The organism is Streptomyces sp. NPDC052114 (genome assembly GCF_040680155.1).
Classification (GTDB): domain Bacteria; phylum Actinomycetota; class Actinomycetes; order Streptomycetales; family Streptomycetaceae; genus Streptomyces.
The window spans coordinates 438590-455290 of record NZ_JBFAWC010000005.1 but is presented as its reverse complement, the minus strand read 5'-3'; the positions used below and the strand labels follow the sequence as shown (position 1 = coordinate 455290).

14 protein-coding genes and 1 riboswitch are annotated in these 16701 nt (G+C 73.0%); of the genes, 7 read left to right on the top strand and 7 right to left on the bottom strand.

The features are described from left to right. Nucleotides 1-42: 42 nt before the first annotated feature. A complete protein-coding gene (locus AB0L89_RS14355) occupies nucleotides 43-918 on the bottom strand; it encodes a hypothetical protein (RefSeq protein WP_365139860.1) in 876 nt (291 codons plus the stop codon). Between the two features lie 218 nt (nucleotides 919-1136). Here AB0L89_RS14355 and AB0L89_RS14350 point away from each other — a divergent pair, with 218 nt between their 5' ends. Both AB0L89_RS14350 and AB0L89_RS14345 read left to right on the top strand, forming a co-directional pair. Further along, on the top strand, nucleotides 1137-1568 hold the full coding sequence (locus AB0L89_RS14350) for a hypothetical protein (protein ID WP_365139644.1): 432 nt from the start codon (nucleotides 1137-1139) through the stop codon (nucleotides 1566-1568). A 30-nt stretch (nucleotides 1569-1598) separates the two neighbouring features. Beyond that, nucleotides 1599-2792: a glutathionylspermidine synthase family protein gene (locus tag AB0L89_RS14345; protein WP_365139641.1), complete on the top strand. Its 1194-nt coding sequence runs from the start codon at nucleotides 1599-1601 to the stop codon at nucleotides 2790-2792. Nucleotides 2793-2842: 50 nt separating this feature from the next. On the opposite strand, the gene AB0L89_RS14340 is transcribed toward AB0L89_RS14345, so the two are convergent. Further along, entirely contained in the window at nucleotides 2843-3865 is a 1023-nt protein-coding gene (locus AB0L89_RS14340; RefSeq protein ID WP_365139638.1) for an NADP-dependent oxidoreductase, read from the bottom strand. Nucleotides 3866-4113: 248 nt separating this feature from the next. Between AB0L89_RS14340 and AB0L89_RS14335 the strand changes: the two genes are divergently transcribed. Next, nucleotides 4114-7620 carry a BTAD domain-containing putative transcriptional regulator gene (locus AB0L89_RS14335; RefSeq protein WP_365139635.1) on the top strand — a complete coding sequence of 1169 codons (3507 nt, stop codon included), beginning with the start codon at nucleotides 4114-4116 and terminating at the stop codon, nucleotides 7618-7620. A gap of 81 nt (nucleotides 7621-7701) precedes the next feature. Here AB0L89_RS14335 and AB0L89_RS14330 read toward each other — a convergent pair whose 3' ends face one another. Then, nucleotides 7702-8145: a hypothetical protein gene (locus tag AB0L89_RS14330; RefSeq protein ID WP_365139632.1), complete on the bottom strand. Its 444-nt coding sequence runs from the start codon at nucleotides 8143-8145 to the stop codon at nucleotides 7702-7704. 162 nt (nucleotides 8146-8307) lie between these two features. Then, a complete protein-coding gene (gene rocD, locus AB0L89_RS14325) occupies nucleotides 8308-9564 on the bottom strand; it encodes an ornithine--oxo-acid transaminase (protein WP_365139629.1) in 1257 nt (418 codons plus the stop codon). Nucleotides 9565-9675: 111 nt separating this feature from the next. Next, a riboswitch (ZMP/ZTP riboswitch) is annotated at nucleotides 9676-9766 on the top strand. 40 nt (nucleotides 9767-9806) lie between these two features. Between rocD and glyA the strand changes: the two genes are divergently transcribed. Next, nucleotides 9807-11132: a serine hydroxymethyltransferase gene (glyA, locus tag AB0L89_RS14320; protein ID WP_365139626.1), complete on the top strand. Its 1326-nt coding sequence runs from the start codon at nucleotides 9807-9809 to the stop codon at nucleotides 11130-11132. A 91-nt stretch (nucleotides 11133-11223) separates the two neighbouring features. On the opposite strand, the gene AB0L89_RS14315 is transcribed toward glyA, so the two are convergent. The 3 genes from AB0L89_RS14315 to AB0L89_RS14305 form a co-directional block, all read right to left on the bottom strand. Then, nucleotides 11224-11904 (bottom strand): hypothetical protein, encoded by a 681-nt coding sequence (locus AB0L89_RS14315; RefSeq protein WP_365139623.1) that lies wholly within the window; start codon nucleotides 11902-11904, stop codon nucleotides 11224-11226. Nucleotides 11905-12043: 139 nt separating this feature from the next. Further along, entirely contained in the window at nucleotides 12044-12898 is an 855-nt protein-coding gene (locus tag AB0L89_RS14310; protein WP_365139620.1) for a hypothetical protein, read from the bottom strand. Next, on the bottom strand, nucleotides 12891-13511 hold the full coding sequence (locus AB0L89_RS14305; RefSeq protein WP_365139617.1) for a sigma-70 family RNA polymerase sigma factor: 621 nt from the start codon (nucleotides 13509-13511) through the stop codon (nucleotides 12891-12893). The genes AB0L89_RS14310 and AB0L89_RS14305 overlap by 8 nt, the downstream gene beginning before the upstream one ends. Before the next feature lie 89 nt (nucleotides 13512-13600). On the opposite strand from AB0L89_RS14305, the gene trpS reads away from it, so the two are divergent. The 3 genes from trpS (at nucleotide 13601) to AB0L89_RS14290 (ending at nucleotide 16521) form a co-directional block, all read left to right on the top strand. Then, entirely contained in the window at nucleotides 13601-14614 is a 1014-nt protein-coding gene (gene trpS / locus AB0L89_RS14300; RefSeq protein WP_365139614.1) for a tryptophan--tRNA ligase, read from the top strand. Nucleotides 14615-14700: 86 nt separating this feature from the next. Further along, nucleotides 14701-15282 (top strand): 2'-5' RNA ligase family protein, encoded by a 582-nt coding sequence (locus AB0L89_RS14295; protein ID WP_365139611.1) that lies wholly within the window; start codon nucleotides 14701-14703, stop codon nucleotides 15280-15282. 39 nt (nucleotides 15283-15321) lie between these two features. Next, the gene (locus AB0L89_RS14290) at nucleotides 15322-16521 is read left to right on the top strand and encodes a hypothetical protein (protein WP_365139608.1); all 1200 of its coding nucleotides are present in this window, start codon (nucleotides 15322-15324) and stop codon (nucleotides 16519-16521) included. The last annotated feature ends 180 nt before the right edge of the window (nucleotides 16522-16701 follow it).

Genomic DNA, 16701 nt, shown 5'->3' with positions numbered 1-16701 from the left:
CGTCGCCCCGGTGTTGCTTTGGGGGTTGTCCTGGGTGTTGCCTCAGGCGTCGCCCTGGGCGTTTCCCTGGGCGTGCGCGCCCTGGTCCACCGGGCTCTCGTCCGCCGGCGCCTCCCCGAACCGTGCCAGCGCCAGCGCCCCCGCGACGGCGACCGCGAACCCGAGGACGGCCAGCCAGCCCAGCCCCTCCCGCGTCCGGTCACCCAGCCACACGACCCCCACCAGCGCGGGCCCGATCGTCTCGCCGATCACCATCCCCGCGGTGGCGGCCGTCACCGACCCCCGCTGGAGTGCGGACGTCAGCAGCAGGAACGCCGCACCCCCGCCCACCAGCAGCGCGTACACCGCCGGATTGGTGACCAGCGCCCCCGGCGAGACGTCGTCGACGAGCCGCACCGCCACCTCGACCACCCCGAATCCGCACCCTGCCCCGAGCCCGAGCGCGAGCGCCCGCCCCCGGTCAGGCAGCCGCCCCGCCAACGCGCCGAGCAGCAGCACGGCCACGGCGACGCCCAGCATCACGTACCGCAGGGCCGTCGAACCGCCGTGGTCCCCCTCGTCCCCGGACGCGAGCCCCAGCATCGCGAGCCCCGCGCAGACGACCCCGACGGCGCCCCACTCGACGCCGCTGAGCCGCACCCGCAGGAGCCGTGCGGCGACCACCGCGGTGACGGCGAGGCTCGCGGCGAGGGCCGCGCCCACGGCGTAGATCGGGATGGAGCGCAGCGCCACGATCTGGAGCAGGAAGCCGAGCCCGTCGAGGGCGAGGCCCGCGAGGTAGCGCCACTGGCGCAGGGCGCGCAGCAGCAGCGCCGGGTCGACACCGGAGCCGGTGCCCGGCGCGGTCGCGCGCGCCGCGACCGCCTGGAGAACCGAGGCCGTGCCGAAGCAGACCGCTGAGCCGAGAGCGCAAATCATCCCAAGAGACACGAAGTGACTGTAGAGGAAGGGGAGTCAAAGGAGACCCAAGGGACATCCGGTGGAGCCGGGTGGCACGGCGTGCGGGGGCTTCCCTACGCTGAGCGCCGACGTCGTACGCCCTGCCGCGTACGACCGCACACGCACGACGCATCGCGTACGACAACGCGCGCGCGACGCATCGCGTACGACGCGCGCCAACGGGGGACGGCGAAGACATGGCACAGAAGCAACCACGGAGGCTGCGCTCCAGCACGGTCGTGCTCGGCGGCATGGGCGTGCTCGCCGCGGCCCTGACCTCCTGCGGCTCGGACCCGGACCGGCGCTGCGTGGACCGGGACAGCTACGACGCCCTCCGCGGGTACAAGATCATCGGCGACCAGCGCTGCAACGCGGGGGCGTCGGGCTCCTCGGGTTCTTCGTCGACGGGCAAGGGGCGCAAGACGGGCTCCGGCTCGTACGGCACGGGCAGCGGTACGGGTACCGGTACGGGAAGCGGCACCGGCAAGTCGTCGGGCCGTACCGACCCCGCCTGGTACTACGACGCCGACGTCGACGGGACGCGCGCCGACTACGGCACCTTCAGCCGCAGCGAGGCCGTCGACCGCGACGGCTTCGGCTGCTCGGGCAGCGGCAGCGGCGGCGGCTGAGCGGGCCCGGACACGGAAGACACGTACGCCATGGAACGCCGCACCATCGACCCCCGTCCCGGCTGGCAGCAGACCGTCGAGGACCAGGGCCTGATCTACCCGCTCACCCGCTACCCCGACGACACCCTGCGCCCCTACTGGGACGAGAGCGCGTACTACGTCTTCTCGCTCCCCGAGGTCGAGGCGCTGGAGGAGGTCGTCGAGGAACTGCACGCCATGTGCCTGGCCGCCGCCGCGCACATCGTCGAGCACGACCGGCTGGCCGACCTCGGCATCACGGATCCGCGGGTGGCCGGCGCCGTGACGGAGGCCTGGCGCCGACGCGCCGAACTGCCCTCCCTCTACGGCCGGTTCGACCTGCGGTACGACGGCTCCGGCGGCCCCGCCAAGATGCTGGAGTACAACGCCGACACCCCCACCTCCCTGGTCGAGGCCGCGAGCCCCCAGTGGTTCTGGATGGAGGAGCGCTTCCCCGGCGCCGACCAGTGGAACTCCCTGCACGAGCGTCTCGTCGACGCCTGGAAGAAGCAGGCCCCGCTGCTGCCGCCCGGCGGCCCGGTGTACTTCGCGCACTCCGCAGCCGACGAGCTCGGCGAGGACCTGATGACGGTCGCCTACCTGCGCGAGACGGCCGACCAGGCGGGCCTCGCCACGGAGTCCATCTCCATGGAGGACATCGGCTGGGACCGCCTCTCGCACCGCTTCGTCGACAAGAAGCTCCGCTTCATGCGGAGTTGCTTCAAGCTCTACCCGTGGGAGTGGCTGACCACGGACCGCTTCGCGCCGCACGTCCTGGACACCCTCGACAACGGCGGCGGCACGGGCTCGACCCTGTGGATCGAGCCCGCCTGGAAGATGCTCCTGTCCAACAAGGCGCTTCTCGCGGTGTTGTGGGAGCTGTACCCGGGCCACCCGAACCTGCTCCCCGCCTACCTGGACGGCCCGCGCGAGCTGGCCGCCGAGGGCGCCCGCGGCTACGTCGCCAAGCCCCTGCTCGGCCGCGAGGGCGCGGGCGTGACGGTCCACGAGCCCGGCGCCCCCGCCGTCGTGCGCGAAGAGGCCTGCTGTTACCAGGAGTTGGCGCCGCTGCCCGACTTCGACGGCAACCGGGTCGTGCTCGGCGCCTGGGTCGTGGAGGACGAGGCGGCCGGGCTCGGCATCCGGGAGTCGTCGGGCCTGATCACGGACGAGTACGCGAGGTTCATTCCGCACGTCATCCTGTGAGGCCGCCTTCCGGATCCTGTGAGGCCGCCTTCCGGGGCCGGGGCCGCGGCTCAGGAGGCGGCGCCCGTGTCCAGACGGACCAGCATCTTGCCGGTGTTCGCCCCGCGCAGCACCCCGAGGAAGGCCTCCGGCGCCCGGTCGAGTCCGTCCACGACGGTCTGCTCGGTGCGCAGGGTGCCGTCGGCGAGCAGGGGGGCGGCCCGGCCGATCCACTCCGGGAACAGGTCGAGGTGGCTGGTCACGAGCATGCCGCGCAGGGTGGCCTCCTGCTTGGCGGCCTGGAAGAGGTTGTCGGGACCTGGCGCGGGTGACGTCGAGTTGTACGTGCTGATGGCGCCGACCAGCGCGATGCGGCCGCCGGGCCGGATCGCCCCGATCGCGGCCTGGAGGTGATCGCCGCCGACCGAGTCGAGGTAGACGTCCACGCCGTCGGGCGCGGCCTGCGCGAGCTGTTCGGCGAGGCCGCCCGCGCGGTAGTCGATGGCCGCGTCATAGCCGAAGGTGTCGAGGAGCTTCTTCGTCTTCGCCGGGCCGCCCGCCGAGCCGATCACCCGCGAGGCGCCCAGCTCACGGGCGATCTGCCCGGCGACGCTGCCGACGGCGCCGGCGGCGGCGGACACGAACACGACGTCGCCCTCGCGCACCGGAGCGGTGCGGGTCAGCGCGGCGTACGCGGTCAGGCCCGTCGCGCCGAGCGGGCCGAGGTAGGCCTCGGCGGGCGCGACCGCGATGTCGACGACCGTCACGGCGGCGGCGTCGAGCACGGCGTACTCCCGCCACCCCAGGAAGTGCGTGACGGTCGCGCCGACCGGGACCTCGGGGGCGTTCGAGGCGACGACCTCGCCCACCGCGCTGCCTTCGAGCGGGGCGTCCAGCTGGAAGGGCGGGATGTACGAGGGGGCGTCGTCCATGCGGCCCCGCATGTACGGGTCGACCGACATCCACAGGTTGCGGACGAGGACCTGACCCGCGCCGGGCCGGTCGGGCACCTCGGTGGTGGCCAGGGCGAAGTCGGCGGTGGTGGGCTCGCCGGAGGGGCGGGCGGCGAGACGGATTTCGCGGGAGGCGGGCATCGGGGGCTCCTTGGGCGGTGGGTCTGTGGGTGGCTGTTGTCCGGGTGGCCGTGTGGCTTCCCGGGTGACCGCGGTGTCGCGATCACGGGAACACCGTGCCGGGGAGCGCGCACGGAACACTGACGGTTCACGCACGGGCGGCCGTCAGCGGGGTGTGAGCTGGTGGTGGGGGGAAGGGCGCGGGCGCAGGTGCGGGATGCCGTGGCGGGCCCGCGTCGGCGGTGGCGAGGGCCGATTAACGTGGGCGTATGCGATTCGAGGTGCTCGGCCCGTTGACGGTGCGCACGGAGGACGGGGCGGTCGTGCCCGCTCCGGAGCCGAAGGTGCGCACGCTGCTCGCCGCGCTCCTCGTGCGGGCGGGCCGCCCGGTCCCGGTGGACACCCTGGTCGACGACCTGTGGGGCGCGCGGCTGCCCTCGTCGCCCGCCAACTCCCTCCAGACGAAGGTCTCCCAGCTGCGCCGCACCCTGGAACGGGCCGAACCGGGTGGCCGCGCCCTCGTGGCGTACGGCCCCGCCGGATACGAGCTGCGCGTCCCGAGCGAACACGTCGACGCCACGCGGTTCGAGGCGCTGACGGCGAGGGCGTACGGAGAGGGGGCGCGGGAGGGGGCGGTGACCGGGGCGGCCGCCGGGGCGAACCCTCACGCAGGCGCGGACCCTCACGCAGGCGCGGACCCTCGCACGCGCGTCTCGCTGCTGACCGACGCCCTGGCGCTCTGGCGCGGCCCCGCCTACGCCGACTTCCGCGACGCCGACTTCACGCGGCCGACGGCCTCGCGCCTGGAGGAACAGCGCCTCACCGCGCAGGAGACACTGGCCGAGCTGCGCCTCGACCTCGGCGAACACGCCGTACTCGCCGACGAGTTGGCGGCCCTGGTCACCCGCGAGCCGCTCCGCGAACGGCTGCGGGCCGCCCAGATGCGCGCCCTCTACCGCTCCGGCCGCCCGGCCGAGGCCCTGGACTCCTACCGCGCCCTGCGCCAGCGCCTCGCCGAGGATCTCGGCATCGACCCGGGCCCCGAACTCGCCTCCCTGCACGAGGCCATGCTCCGCCAGGACGCGCGGCTGTCGGCACCGGTGCCCACGTCCTCCGCGCCCACGCCCGCACCTACGCCCACGCCTGTGCCCGCACCCACGCCCGTGCCTGAGCCCATGCCCGAGCGTTCCCTGACCAACCTCCCCGCCCAGGTCACGGGCCTCATCGGACGCGAACAGGCCATCACCCGTATCCGGGCCCTGATATCTGCCGGGCGCCTGGTCACGCTCACCGGCCCCGGCGGCGTCGGCAAGACCCGCCTCGCCCTGGAGTCGGCGACGGGCCTGGCGGCCGACTTCCCCGACGGCGTCTGGCTCGCCGAACTCGCGGGCACCCGCGGCGAGGTGACGTCCACAGTGGCGGCGGCCCTCGGCATACGCGACGACGCGTGGACGGGGGAGGAGAAGCCGGAAGCGCCACGGGAAGCGACCACGACCACGACCGCCACCACGGGCGCCGCCATCGCGACCGCCACCACGGGCACCGCCACCGCAGCCACCCCCGACACCGGCACCGTCGCCGACCCCCTGTCCGGTCCCGTCCGCCTCGGCCGCGCCCTCGCCGACCGTCGCCTCCTCCTCGTCCTCGACAACTGCGAACACGTCCTCGCCCCCGTCGCCGAACTGACCACCCAACTCCTGCGCCACGCCCCGCACCTGCGCATCCTCGCCACCAGCCAGGAACCCCTCGCGCTGACCGGCGAGACCCTGGAGGCCGTCGCCCCGCTCGACGGGGAGGACGCGCTGCGTCTGTTCGCCGCCCGCGCCCGGGCCACCGCCCCCGGCTTCGCCCTGGACGACACCAACCGCGAGGCCGCCGCCCTCATCTGCCGCCGCCTGGACGGCATCCCGCTCGCCGTCGAACTCGCCGCCACCCGCGTACGCGCCCTCGGCGTCCACGCCCTCGCCGACCGTCTGCACGACCGCTTCCGCCTCCTGAACCAGGTCCGCCGCGACGCCCCCGCCCGCCAACGCACCCTGCGCGCGATGATCGACTGGAGCTGGGAACTCCTGACGCCCCCCGAACAACGCGCCCTCCGCCGCCTCGCGGTGTTCGGCGGCGGCTTCACCCTGGAGAGCGCGGAAGCAGTCCTGCCCTCACGGCCCTCCCCGGCCCACCCCGAGGCCAGCGTCGAGGACGACGACGCCCTCGACCTGATCACCCGCCTGGTCGACCGCTCCCTCCTCGCCCCCACGACGACGAGTCCCGGCACCGGCGACACCGCCGACACCGCCGACACCCCCGAACTCCGCTACCGCATGCTCGAATCCGTCACCGCCTACAGCCTCGAACGCCTCGACGAGGCAGCGGAGACCGCCACCACCCGCCACCGGCACGCCCTCCACTTCGCCGCCCTCGCCGAACACGCGGCCACCGCCCTGCGCGGCCCCGAGCAACGCACCTGGCTCCGCCGCCTCGACCGCGAGACGGTCAACCTCCGCGCCGCCCTGGACTGGTCCATCACAGACGCCGACGCCCCCACGGCCCTGCGCCTGGTCAACTCCCTCACCTGGTACTGGTTCCTGCGCGGCCGTCTCCGCGAAGCCATGCGCTCCCTGGACCGAGCCCTGAACCTGCCCCTGCCCCCCGACTCGACCGCCGCTCAGACCCCGGACCCACTCCCGTCCCCGCCACCGCCCCCTTCGCTCTCCCTCTCCTCCCTCCGCACCGCCGCCGCCTCGGCGTACGCCGCCTTCGCCCTGCTCACCGGCGAGGACGGCTGCGCGCACGGCAGGACCTGCGAGCGCGCGACCACCACTCCCGCCGACGCCCGCTCGCGCTGGCTGCTCGCCTTCGCGCGCTGCGGCTTCGACCACACGCCCCGCGAGGCCGCCCGCGTCGACGCGCTGCTCGCGGAGTTCCGGGCGGCGGGCGACCGCTGGGGCGAGGCCGCCGCCCTCTCCACCCGGGCCACCCGCGCCCTCTACCGCGGCGATCTCCCGGCCCTGCGCCGCGACGCCACCCGCAGCGCCGCCCTCTTCGCCGAACTCGGCGACCGCTGGGGACAGTTGCAGTCCTCCGAACAGCTGGGCGTCCTCGCCGAGATCGCCGCCGACTACGACACCGCCGCCCGTCTCCAGCACGACGGCATGCGCGGCGCCGAGGAACTCGAACTCTGGACCGACGTCTCCTTCCGCCTCTCCCGCCTCGGCAGACTCGCCCTCCTCACCGGCGACGACCCCGCCGCCACCGACTTCCACCGACGCGCCGCCCGCCTGGCCGCCCAGCAGTCCCACCGCCCCGCGCAACAGTTCGCCGAGACGGGCCTCGCCATCGGCGCCCGCCACCGCGGCGACCTGGACACCGCCGAGGAACTCCTGCTGCCGTGGCTCGACTTCAACCGCCGCTTCGGCGTCGACTCCGGCACGGCCCTGATCCTGGCCCAGCTCGGCTACGCCGCCGAACAGCGCGGCGACGCGACCCGCGCCGAGGCCCTCCACCGCGAGGGCCTGGCCGTGGCCCGCACGACGGGCGACGAACGCGCCGTCGCCCTGGCCCTGGAAGGCCTCGCCGGCGCCCACTCCCTGGCCGCCGACCCGGACGACCACACCTACGCCGCCGGTCTCCTCGGCACCGCCGCCCGCATCCGCGCGTCGGAAGGCGCCCCCCTGCCACCCGCGGAACGCACGGACGTCGACCGGGCCACCCGCCGACTCCGCGCCGCCCTCGGCGACACCGCCTTCGAAGCCGCCCACGAGAAGGACACCGACGCCTGACCCCACCCGACCGTCGACCTGCCGCCGGGGCCCACCCGGACCCGCCCAGAGCGGCCGGAGCCGCCCGGCGCACCGGCGACGCTAGGACTGGTCGTAGTACCCCTCGGTCATGACGACGCCGATCCCCTGGGACGTGTCACCCCGGCCCGCCCCCTTGTGCCGCATCTCCATGGACAAGGGCTTGGCCTCACCCTTGAAACGGAACTCGACGAACCACGTGTCGATGGGGTCGCTGCCGAAGTCCACGACCACCGGCTTCTGCGCGGCATCCCCCCATTCCTTCACCCAGTCCCGTGCGGTCGACGCGGCCCCGCCGCTCTCCCGCGCCAGCTCCGCAAGCCCCTCGGCATCCCGCTCCTTGAGCCGCGCCACGACCTGCTCGGCCACGGCCAACGTCTCCGGGATCGGCCGCCCCGTGACCGTCAGTTCGAGATCGACGGTCCCGTCCTTCACATAGCGCGGCGCCTTGTCCTCCTCACCGAACGCGACCTGGCAGGCGACGAACAGCCCCGCTGCCGCCGCCACCAGAACCATCCAATGCCACGCCCGCACCCCGAGCCCCAGCCTCACCGAAAACCCACCCCGCCACACAAACTCACCCATCAGGACAAAAGAGGAGCAAATCTATGCGGCGACAAGAGCCCCGGCCAGGGGCGAACGTCCCGAAACGGACACCGGCGCGCGGGGCTAGCTCAGCACCGCCCTCAGCTGATCGAGCCCCCAGTCCAGATCCTCCTTGCTGATCACCAGCGGGGGAGCGATACGGATCGTCGACCCGTGCGTGTCCTTGACCAGCACCCCCTTCGCCATCAACTTCTCCGAGATCTCCCGGCCCGTGCCGTACGACGGGGCGATGTCCACGCCCGCCCACAGCCCGCGCCCCCGCACCTGCGTCACCTTGCCGGCCCCGGTCAGCAGCCCCAGCTCGGCGTGCAGATGCTCGCCCAGCTCCGTGGCCCGCTGCTGGAACTCACCCGTCGACAGCATGGCGACCACCTCGAGCCCCACGGCACAGGCGAGCGGATTCCCGCCGAACGTCGACCCGTGCTCACCCGGCTTGAACACCCCGAGGACGTCCGCGTCGGCCACCACCGCCGACACCGGCACGACCCCGCCCCCGAGCGCCTTGCCCAGCACATACACGTCCGGCACCACGCCCTCGTGCTCACACGCGAACGTGCGTCCCGTCCGGCCGAGCCCCGACTGGATCTCGTCCGCGATGAAGAGCACCCCGCGCTCCCGGGTCAACTCGCGCACCCCCGGCAGATATCCGGCCGGCGGCACCAGCACCCCGGCCTCACCCTGGATCGGCTCGATCAGGACCGCCACGGTGTTGTCGGTGACCGCTTCCCGCAGCGCCGCCAGATCGCCGTACGGCACGATCTCGAAGCCGGGCGTGTACGGCCCGAAGTCCGCCCGTGCCTCGTCGTCCGTGGAGAAGCTGACGATGGTCGTGGTCCGGCCGTGGAAGTTGTCGGCCGCGACGACGATCTTCGCCTGCCCGTCCGGCACCCCCTTGACCCGGTACCCCCACTTCCGCGCGGTCTTCACGGCCGTCTCCACGGCCTCCGCGCCCGTGTTCATGGGCAGCACCATCTCCTTGCCGCACAGCTCGGCGAGGCGCGTACAGAACTCGGCGAACCGGTCGTGGTGGAAGGCCCGCGAGGTCAGCGTCACCCGGTCCAGCTGCGCCTTGGCGGCGTCGATCAGCCGGCGGTTCCCGTGCCCGAAGTTGAGCGCCGAGTACCCGGCGAGCATGTCGAGGTAGCGACGCCCCTCGACGTCGGTCATCCACGCCCCCTCGGCCGAGGCGACCACGACGGGCAGCGGATGGTAGTTGTGCGCGCTGTGCGCCTCGGCCGAGGTGATGAACTCCTCGGTCGTCGGCGACGGTGCGGTCGACGACGATGACGAGGGCGTACGGGGAGATGACGTAGTCGACACGGGTTCTCCGATCGTCCTGCGGCGTGGGGCGGATGTGGCGCCCATGTTCTATCGTCGCTCGCATCGCGGACGAAGAAACCTGCCGTGTCGGCGTGCCAGCTATGGTGACCCCTACAGCACGGCGACTGGCGTACGGGGAACGGACCCCGAGGAAGCCGTGTGAGGCAGAACCTTCGAGGTGCCGCCCGCCTGGGCACCCCGGGACCACGACCGGACACTCACCGCTCGCCCCGGAGGACGCCATGACTCTCCCTGCCACTTCCTCTCCTTCCTCTTCCGTTTCCTCATCCGCCGGGCACCATCCCGCCCTCGCCGCCGAGGACCCCGAACTCGCCGCCCTCGTCGGCGCCGAGGAGCAGCTCCAGGCCGACACCCTGCGGCTGATCCCCAGCGAGAACTACGTCTCCGCCGCGGTCCTGGAGGCCTCCGGCACCGTCCTGCAGAACAAGTACAGCGAGGGCTACCCCGGCCGCCGCTACTACGAGGGCCAGCAGAACATCGACCCCGTCGAGCGCCTGGCCATCGCCCGCGCCAAGGCCGTCTTCGGCGTCGAGCACGCCAACGTCCAGCCCTACTCCGGCTCCCCGGCCAACCTCGCCGTCTACCTCGCCTTCGCCGAGCCCGGCGACACCGTGATGGGCATGGCCCTGCCGATGGGCGGCCACCTCACCCACGGCTGGGGCGTCTCCGCCACCGGCAAGTGGTTCCGCGGTGTGCAGTACGGCGTGCGCCAGACCTCGGACCCCGAGACGAACGGCCGCATCGACCTGGACGAGGTCCGCGATCTCGCCCTCAAGGAACGCCCCAAACTGATCTTCTGTGGTGGCACCGCCCTTCCTCGCACCATCGATTTCGCCGCCTTCGCCGAGATCGCCCGCGAGGCCGGCTCCGTGCTGGTGGCCGACATCGCGCACATCGCCGGCCTGATCGCGGGCGGCGCCCACCCCTCACCGGTGCCGCACGCCGACGTGATCTCCACGACCACCCACAAGACCCTGCGCGGCCCGCGCGGCGCGATGCTCATGTCCCGCGAGGAGCACGCCAAGGCCATCGACAAGGCCGTCTTCCCCGGGCTCCAGGGCGGCCCGCACAACCAGACCACCGCGGCCATCGCGGTCGCCCTCCACGAGGCGTCCCGGACCTCCTTCCGTGACTACGCCCACGCGGTCGTCGCCAACGCCAAGGCCCTCGCCGACGCCCTGCTCGCCCGCGGCTTCGACCTGGTCTCCGGCGGCACCGACAACCACCTGATCCTGATGGACCTCACCCCCAAGGACGTCCCGGGCAAGATCGCCGCGAAGGCCCTCGACCGGGCCGGGATCGTCGTCAACTACAACACCGTGCCGTTCGACCCCAGGAAGCCGTTCGACCCCTCGGGCGTCCGGATCGGCACCCCCTCTCTCACCTCCCGCGGACTGGGCACCGAGCACATGGCGACCGTCGCCGACTGGATCGACCGCGGTGTGGCCGCCGCACGCACCGGTGACGAGGACGCCCTGACGAAGATCAGGTCCGAGGTCTCCGACCTGATGGCCGCCCACCCGGCCCCGGGCCTGCCGACGGCCTGACCGCGGCCGCGCACCTGGAGCCGCGCACCCGCAGCCGCCCGGCCGCTGTCCCGCCCCCGTGGCGGGGCAGCGGCGGGGGAGCGGTCGTCGGTCAGATGTCCCGCAACTCCTGCCGGGGCCCCGTCTCCTTGGGACGTCGGCGCCATGCCACCGCGGTCGCCCAGCGCTCGGCCACCGGCCTCCGCAGCAGCAGCGCGGCGACCGCGCCGGCCCCGGCGCCCGGTATCGCCCACCACCAGTCCGTGCCGGCACTGCCCGGTCCGCCGCCTGCCGCGGTGCCCGCCTGTTCGTCCGCGCTCTCCTCGGAGGCCGCAGGGGGCGGATACTCCCCGGTCTCGGGCGGGACCCCGCTGGTGCCCTGGTCGGACGCCTTGCCCATCAGGCCGAGCTTCTTGAACAGGGAGGCCAGGCGCTCGGGATCCTTGGCGCGGTACCAGTCGCCGTTCAGGCTCTTGGTGTCCGTCGACCTGTGCACCCAGACATCGGCCCCCTTCTTGGCCGGCAGCGGCGGATAGACCCGGTCGATCCGCCAGGGCCGCACGTCGTGGACCATCCACGTGATGTTGATCTGACGGCTGCCGTCGCCGATGTTCAGCCCCGGCGGGGTCTCGCTCTGCGTCGTGCCGGATCCTGCGGGCTCCAGCCAGCGCTCCAGCTGGTCGTACTTCTCGTCGTTGTAGTACAGCGACGCGCTCCGTGTGCTTTCCGGCGCGACCAGCAGCACGCTCGTCGGTCCGCCCGCCACCGCCTGCGGCGCGCTCAGCAAAACCAACGCCGCCGCGGTCCCCAGCCCCGCCGCAGACCCGCACAGCCCCATTGACGTCCGCATTCCCGATCCCCCCAGCCGCCCGCCGGCGCGGCCCTTCCGCGCCGGTTCACTTCTGGTACACCGCCCGAGCCGCTCAGGTTCCCTATTCGGGCCGACCGGTCGGAGCGGGTTCCGGCGGCACCGATTCCGCGATCTCCAGCGCCCGCTCCTTCGACGCCACGCCTTCGAGCCGCAGCGTCAGCTCCTGCCCGCGCGCCCACAGCAGCGTCGGCCCCGCCGTCCGCTCGGACCGTTGCCAGGGCTCGCCGTCGCCGTCCATCAGCCGGAGCGTGAGCCGGTGCGGCCGCGCGAACCACAGGCCCGGCTCCCGCCCGACCTCGACCCACTCGGGCTGCACCGGCACCGTCTTCGCGAAACCGGGGTCGAGGAGCGCCCCGAACTCGTCGAGGCGTATCGTCCGGCCGGCCTCGCGCCAGCAGAGGCTGACCAGGGCGCGGGAGCCCGGCTCGCGCGTCACCGACATCGTGTCCGGCGCGCCGAGCGCCTTCGGCACCGCGGGCGTGAACCCGGCCAGGCGCCGGGCCCGGGCCGCCGTCACCGGATCACCGCACCCGGGCGCGCCCGGCCCGGCCGACGGGGTCGCCGCGGGGTCGTACCGCACCTCGACCCCGCCGAAGTCGAGCCACTCGAAGACCGCCGCGCGCACGGGAGGGGTGAGCGCGAGCACCGTGAACAGCCCGCACAGCGCGGCCGTCACCGCCCGCCACCGCACCCGAAGCCCGCGCCGCAGCCGGCGCAGCCGCTCCGCGGGGCCGGGCGGCTCGGCCACCGGCACCGGCACCTTCTCCGCGAGTATCTGCGCGAGGACCCGCTCGGCCATCGACTCGCCCCCCGCGCCTCCTGAATCCATCGACCGGCCGAGCGCCCGCAGCTCCTCGCGGAGCCGCGCCGCCTCGTCGGCCCGGCCCGGTCCGTCCTCGCGCCGCCGCTCATCCATGCTCCTCACCTCCCTCCGCCGCCACCGATCCTTCCGCGACCAGCAGCCCGCTCAGCTTCTGCAGCGCGCGGTTCAGCCGTGACTTCACGGTGCCTCGCGGACAGTCGAGCGCCTGCGCCGTCTCCGCCTCGTCCATCTCCAGGAGATAGCGGTAGGTGACGACCAGGCGGTGTCCCTCGCTGAGCTGGTCGAGGACGGTCATCAGCGCCGCCTTGCGCTCGTGCTCCAGGGCCGCCACCGCCGGGTCCGCCGATTCCGGTATCAGCGGCTCGGCTTCGGCGAGCGCCGCCTCCCGTCCGACGACCGACCGCTGCCGGGCCGCCGAACGCACTGTGTTCCTCGTCTCATTGGCGACGATCGCGAGCAGCCACGGCTTGAACGCCGAACCGTCCCTGAATCGCCCCAGCGAGCAGTACGCCTTGAAGAAGGCCTGCTGCACCACGTCTTCCGCGTCCGATCCCGCGCCGAGTGCCACCGCCGCCCTGAGTGCGATGCCGGTGAACGCGCGCACCAATTCCGCGAACGCCTCGGTCTCCCCGGCGCGCACGCGGGCGATCACCGCACCCTCGTCGACGACGCGGCCCCCCTCCAGGACCTCCCCCTGTGTCCTCACACCTTTGATACACCGGCCGTGCCCGATCGGTTCCCACCCGTCACACACCTGTTTCCGAGCTATGAGAGTCACCTGAGAGAATGGGGACCATGGCCTCTGACCGACCCCGTGTGCTCTCCGGAATCCAGCCCACCGCAGGCTCGTTCCACCTCGGCAACTACCTGGGCGCGGTGCGCCAGTGGGTGGCGCTGCAGGAGTCCCATGACGCCTTCTACATGGTCGTGGACCTCCACGCGATCACGGTCGCGCAGGACCCCGCGGACCTGCGTGCGAACACGCGACTCGCCGCGGCGCAGCTGCTCGCCGCCGGCCTCGACCCGGAGCGCTGCACGCTCTTCGTCCAGAGCCATGTGCCGGAACACGCCCAGCTCGCGTGGGTCATGAACTGCCTCACCGGCTTCGGCGAGGCCTCCCGCATGACGCAGTTCAAGGACAAGTCCGCCAAGCAGGGTGCCGACCGCGCCTCCGTCGGCCTCTTCACGTACCCGATCCTCCAGGTCGCGGACATCCTGCTGTATCAGGCCCACGAGGTCCCGGTCGGCGAGGACCAGCGCCAGCACATCGAGCTCACCCGTGACCTCGCCGAGCGCTTCAACGGCCGCTTCGGCGAGACGTTCACCGTGCCGTCGCCGTACATCCTCAAGGAGACGGCGAAGATCTACGACCTCCAGGACCCGTCGATCAAGATGAGCAAGTCGGCGTCCACGCCGAAGGGCCTGATCAACCTCCTCGACGAGCCCAAGGCCACCGCGAAGAAGGTCAAGAGCGCCGTCACCGACACCGACACGGTGATCCGCTACGACGCGGTGGAGAAGCCGGGTGTCAGCAACCTCCTCGGCATCTACTCCACGCTCACGGGCACCGGTATCGCGGAACTTGAGCAGAAGTACGCCGGCAAGGGCTACGGTGCGCTCAAGACCGACCTCGCCGAGGTCATGGTCGAGTTCGTGACCCCGTTCCGGAACCGCACCCAGGAGTACCTGGACGACCCGGAGACGCTCGACTCGATCCTGGCCAAGGGCGCGGAGAAGGCGCGTGCCGTCGCGGCCGAGACCCTCGCGCAGGCGTACGACAAGGTGGGCTTCCTGCCCGCCAAGCACTGAGTCACCGCACTGAGCACACCAGCTGTATCCGCGCCGCCCACCGGGCGGCGCCGCCCTGCCCATCGACACGACGACAGGAGTACGACGTGGGGACCGTAACGATCGGCGTCTCGATCGCGGTCCCGGAGCCACATGGCAGCCTGCTCCAGGAGCGGCGTGCGGGCTTCGGGGACCCCGCGGCGCACGGCATCCCCACGCACGTGACCCTGCTGCCGCCCACCGAGGTGGAGGCGTCGGCGCTGCCCGCGGTCGAGGCGCATCTCCTCTCGGTCGCGGCGGCCGGGCGGCCCTTCCCGATGCGGCTGTCGGGGACGGGCACCTTCCGTCCGCTGTCGCCCGTCGTCTTCGTGCAGGTCGTGGCGGGCGGCTCGGCCTGCTCGTGGCTGCAGGAGCGCGTGCGGGACGCGTCGGGGCCGGTGGCGCGTGAGCTGCAGTTCCCGTACCACCCGCATGTCACGGTGGCGCACGGCATCTCCGAAGAGGCCATGGACCGGGCGTACGAGGAACTCGCCGAGTACGAGGCCGAGTGGCCCTGCACCGGTTTCGCGCTGTACGAGCAGGGCCCCGACGCCGTCTGGCGCAAGCTGCGCGAGTTCGTCTTCGGCGGCCCTGTAGTGCCCCCTCAGGCCCCGGCCCCGGCGGCCCGGGGTACGCTGCCCGCTCGCTGACCGGGGGCGGCGCCCCCGGCCGATCGTGTCGGGGGGACCATGCGCAGAACGCGGAAGGCGGCGGCTTTCGCCGTCGTGCTCGCCGTCGTGGCGGCGGGCTGCGGTACGGAGCGGTCCGGCAAGGACGCCGACTCCAGGCCGAGGCCCCGCGCGACCGGGCTCTCCTGGGAGTACGAGCGCATCGACGACGTCGACGGCGACCTGATCGACGGGGCCGCCCTGGCTCCGGACGACATCTGGGCCGTGGGCGCCGACCGCGTCGACGACGGGCGGTTCGCCAAGGGGCACCTGCTGCACTTCGACGGCAAGAAGTGGTCGCGCGAGCCGATGCCGATCAAGGGCAAACCGTTCCTCTCGCGGATGGAGTCCCTGGGGTCGGCGGGCATCTGGCTGCAGACTACGGAGAACAGCGCGTCGGCCCCGACGAACCCGCGGTACACGCTCTGGGACGGCACCCGCTGGGGGCCCGTGGGGGACGCTCCGGCCGGGCCGATCAAGGATGTCGAGCTCATCTCCCCGGACGACGTGTGGGTGCTCCAGGACGACGGCAGGGTGACGCACTGGGACGGCCGCCGCTGGACGGTGACGCCCATGCCGGCGCAGAAGATCGTCGCCCTCGGCGGTTCGGCCAGGGACGACGTGTGGGCGGTCGGCGCCCGGACGACGGGCCCCGGCGTCGGTGGTCCCGGCGGCGAGGTCAGACAGCTCGCCGCGGCCCACTTCGACGGTGAGAAGTGGTCGCTCACCAAGACCCCCACGTTCCGTTTCCCCGACCCGGTGCCGCCCGAGCCGTACGCCGAGTTCACCGGGATCGACGTCGCCTCCAAGACGTTCGCCCGTGTCTACGGAGGGCACTCCTACAAGGGGTACGACGGCGAGGAGGTCCGCGATCCGGAGTCGGAGGGTGTCCAGCTGAGCTGGGACGGCTCGCGCTGGACGGACTCCGAGCCGTTCCCCGGAGCTTGTGAGTACCGCACTCCCGTGATGCGGGACGGCAATCGCGGCTTCTTCATGAACGGCAACTGGCACCTCACCACCGACGGCACCTGCACCAAGATCAAGAAGCATCGGCTGCCCGCGGCGACCGCCGGTGTGCGCCCGGAGTCGGGGCAGCAGCTCTGGCTCAAGCGGATCATTCCGGTGCCGGGCACGGACAAGGTGCTCGGCGTCGGCAAGGTCGACATCACGCAGTCGGGATCGCCCACCTACAAGGCCGTCGTCGTCACCCTCAAGCGCTAGGAGCAGGCCGTGAGGAAGGCCGCCGCGATCCTGGCCGTGCCGGTTCTCGCCGCGGCGGGCTGCGGTGGTGACGGCGGCGGACCCGCCCGCACGGCCCACAGCGGCCGCCCCTCAGGCGGTGACGCCGCTGTGGGAAGGGCCGCTGCGTCGAGCCGTCCTGGCCGCGCCTGCCCGCGGAGG

Coding starts and splice junctions, on each gene's coding strand:
- AB0L89_RS14290 (WP_365139608.1), top strand. CDS start 15,322: ATGCGCAGAACGCGGAAGGCGGCGGCTTTCGCCGTCGTGCTCGCCGTC.
- trpS (WP_365139614.1), top strand. CDS start 13,601: ATGGCCTCTGACCGACCCCGTGTGCTCTCCGGAATCCAGCCCACCGCA.
- AB0L89_RS14335 (WP_365139635.1), top strand. CDS start 4,114: ATGCGATTCGAGGTGCTCGGCCCGTTGACGGTGCGCACGGAGGACGGG.
- AB0L89_RS14350 (WP_365139644.1), top strand. CDS start 1,137: ATGGCACAGAAGCAACCACGGAGGCTGCGCTCCAGCACGGTCGTGCTC.
- AB0L89_RS14355 (WP_365139860.1), bottom strand. CDS start 918: ATGATTTGCGCTCTCGGCTCAGCGGTCTGCTTCGGCACGGCCTCGGTT.
- AB0L89_RS14345 (WP_365139641.1), top strand. CDS start 1,599: ATGGAACGCCGCACCATCGACCCCCGTCCCGGCTGGCAGCAGACCGTC.
- glyA (WP_365139626.1), top strand. CDS start 9,807: ATGACTCTCCCTGCCACTTCCTCTCCTTCCTCTTCCGTTTCCTCATCC.
- AB0L89_RS14310 (WP_365139620.1), bottom strand. CDS start 12,898: ATGGATGAGCGGCGGCGCGAGGACGGACCGGGCCGGGCCGACGAGGCG.
- AB0L89_RS14340 (WP_365139638.1), bottom strand. CDS start 3,865: ATGCCCGCCTCCCGCGAAATCCGTCTCGCCGCCCGCCCCTCCGGCGAG.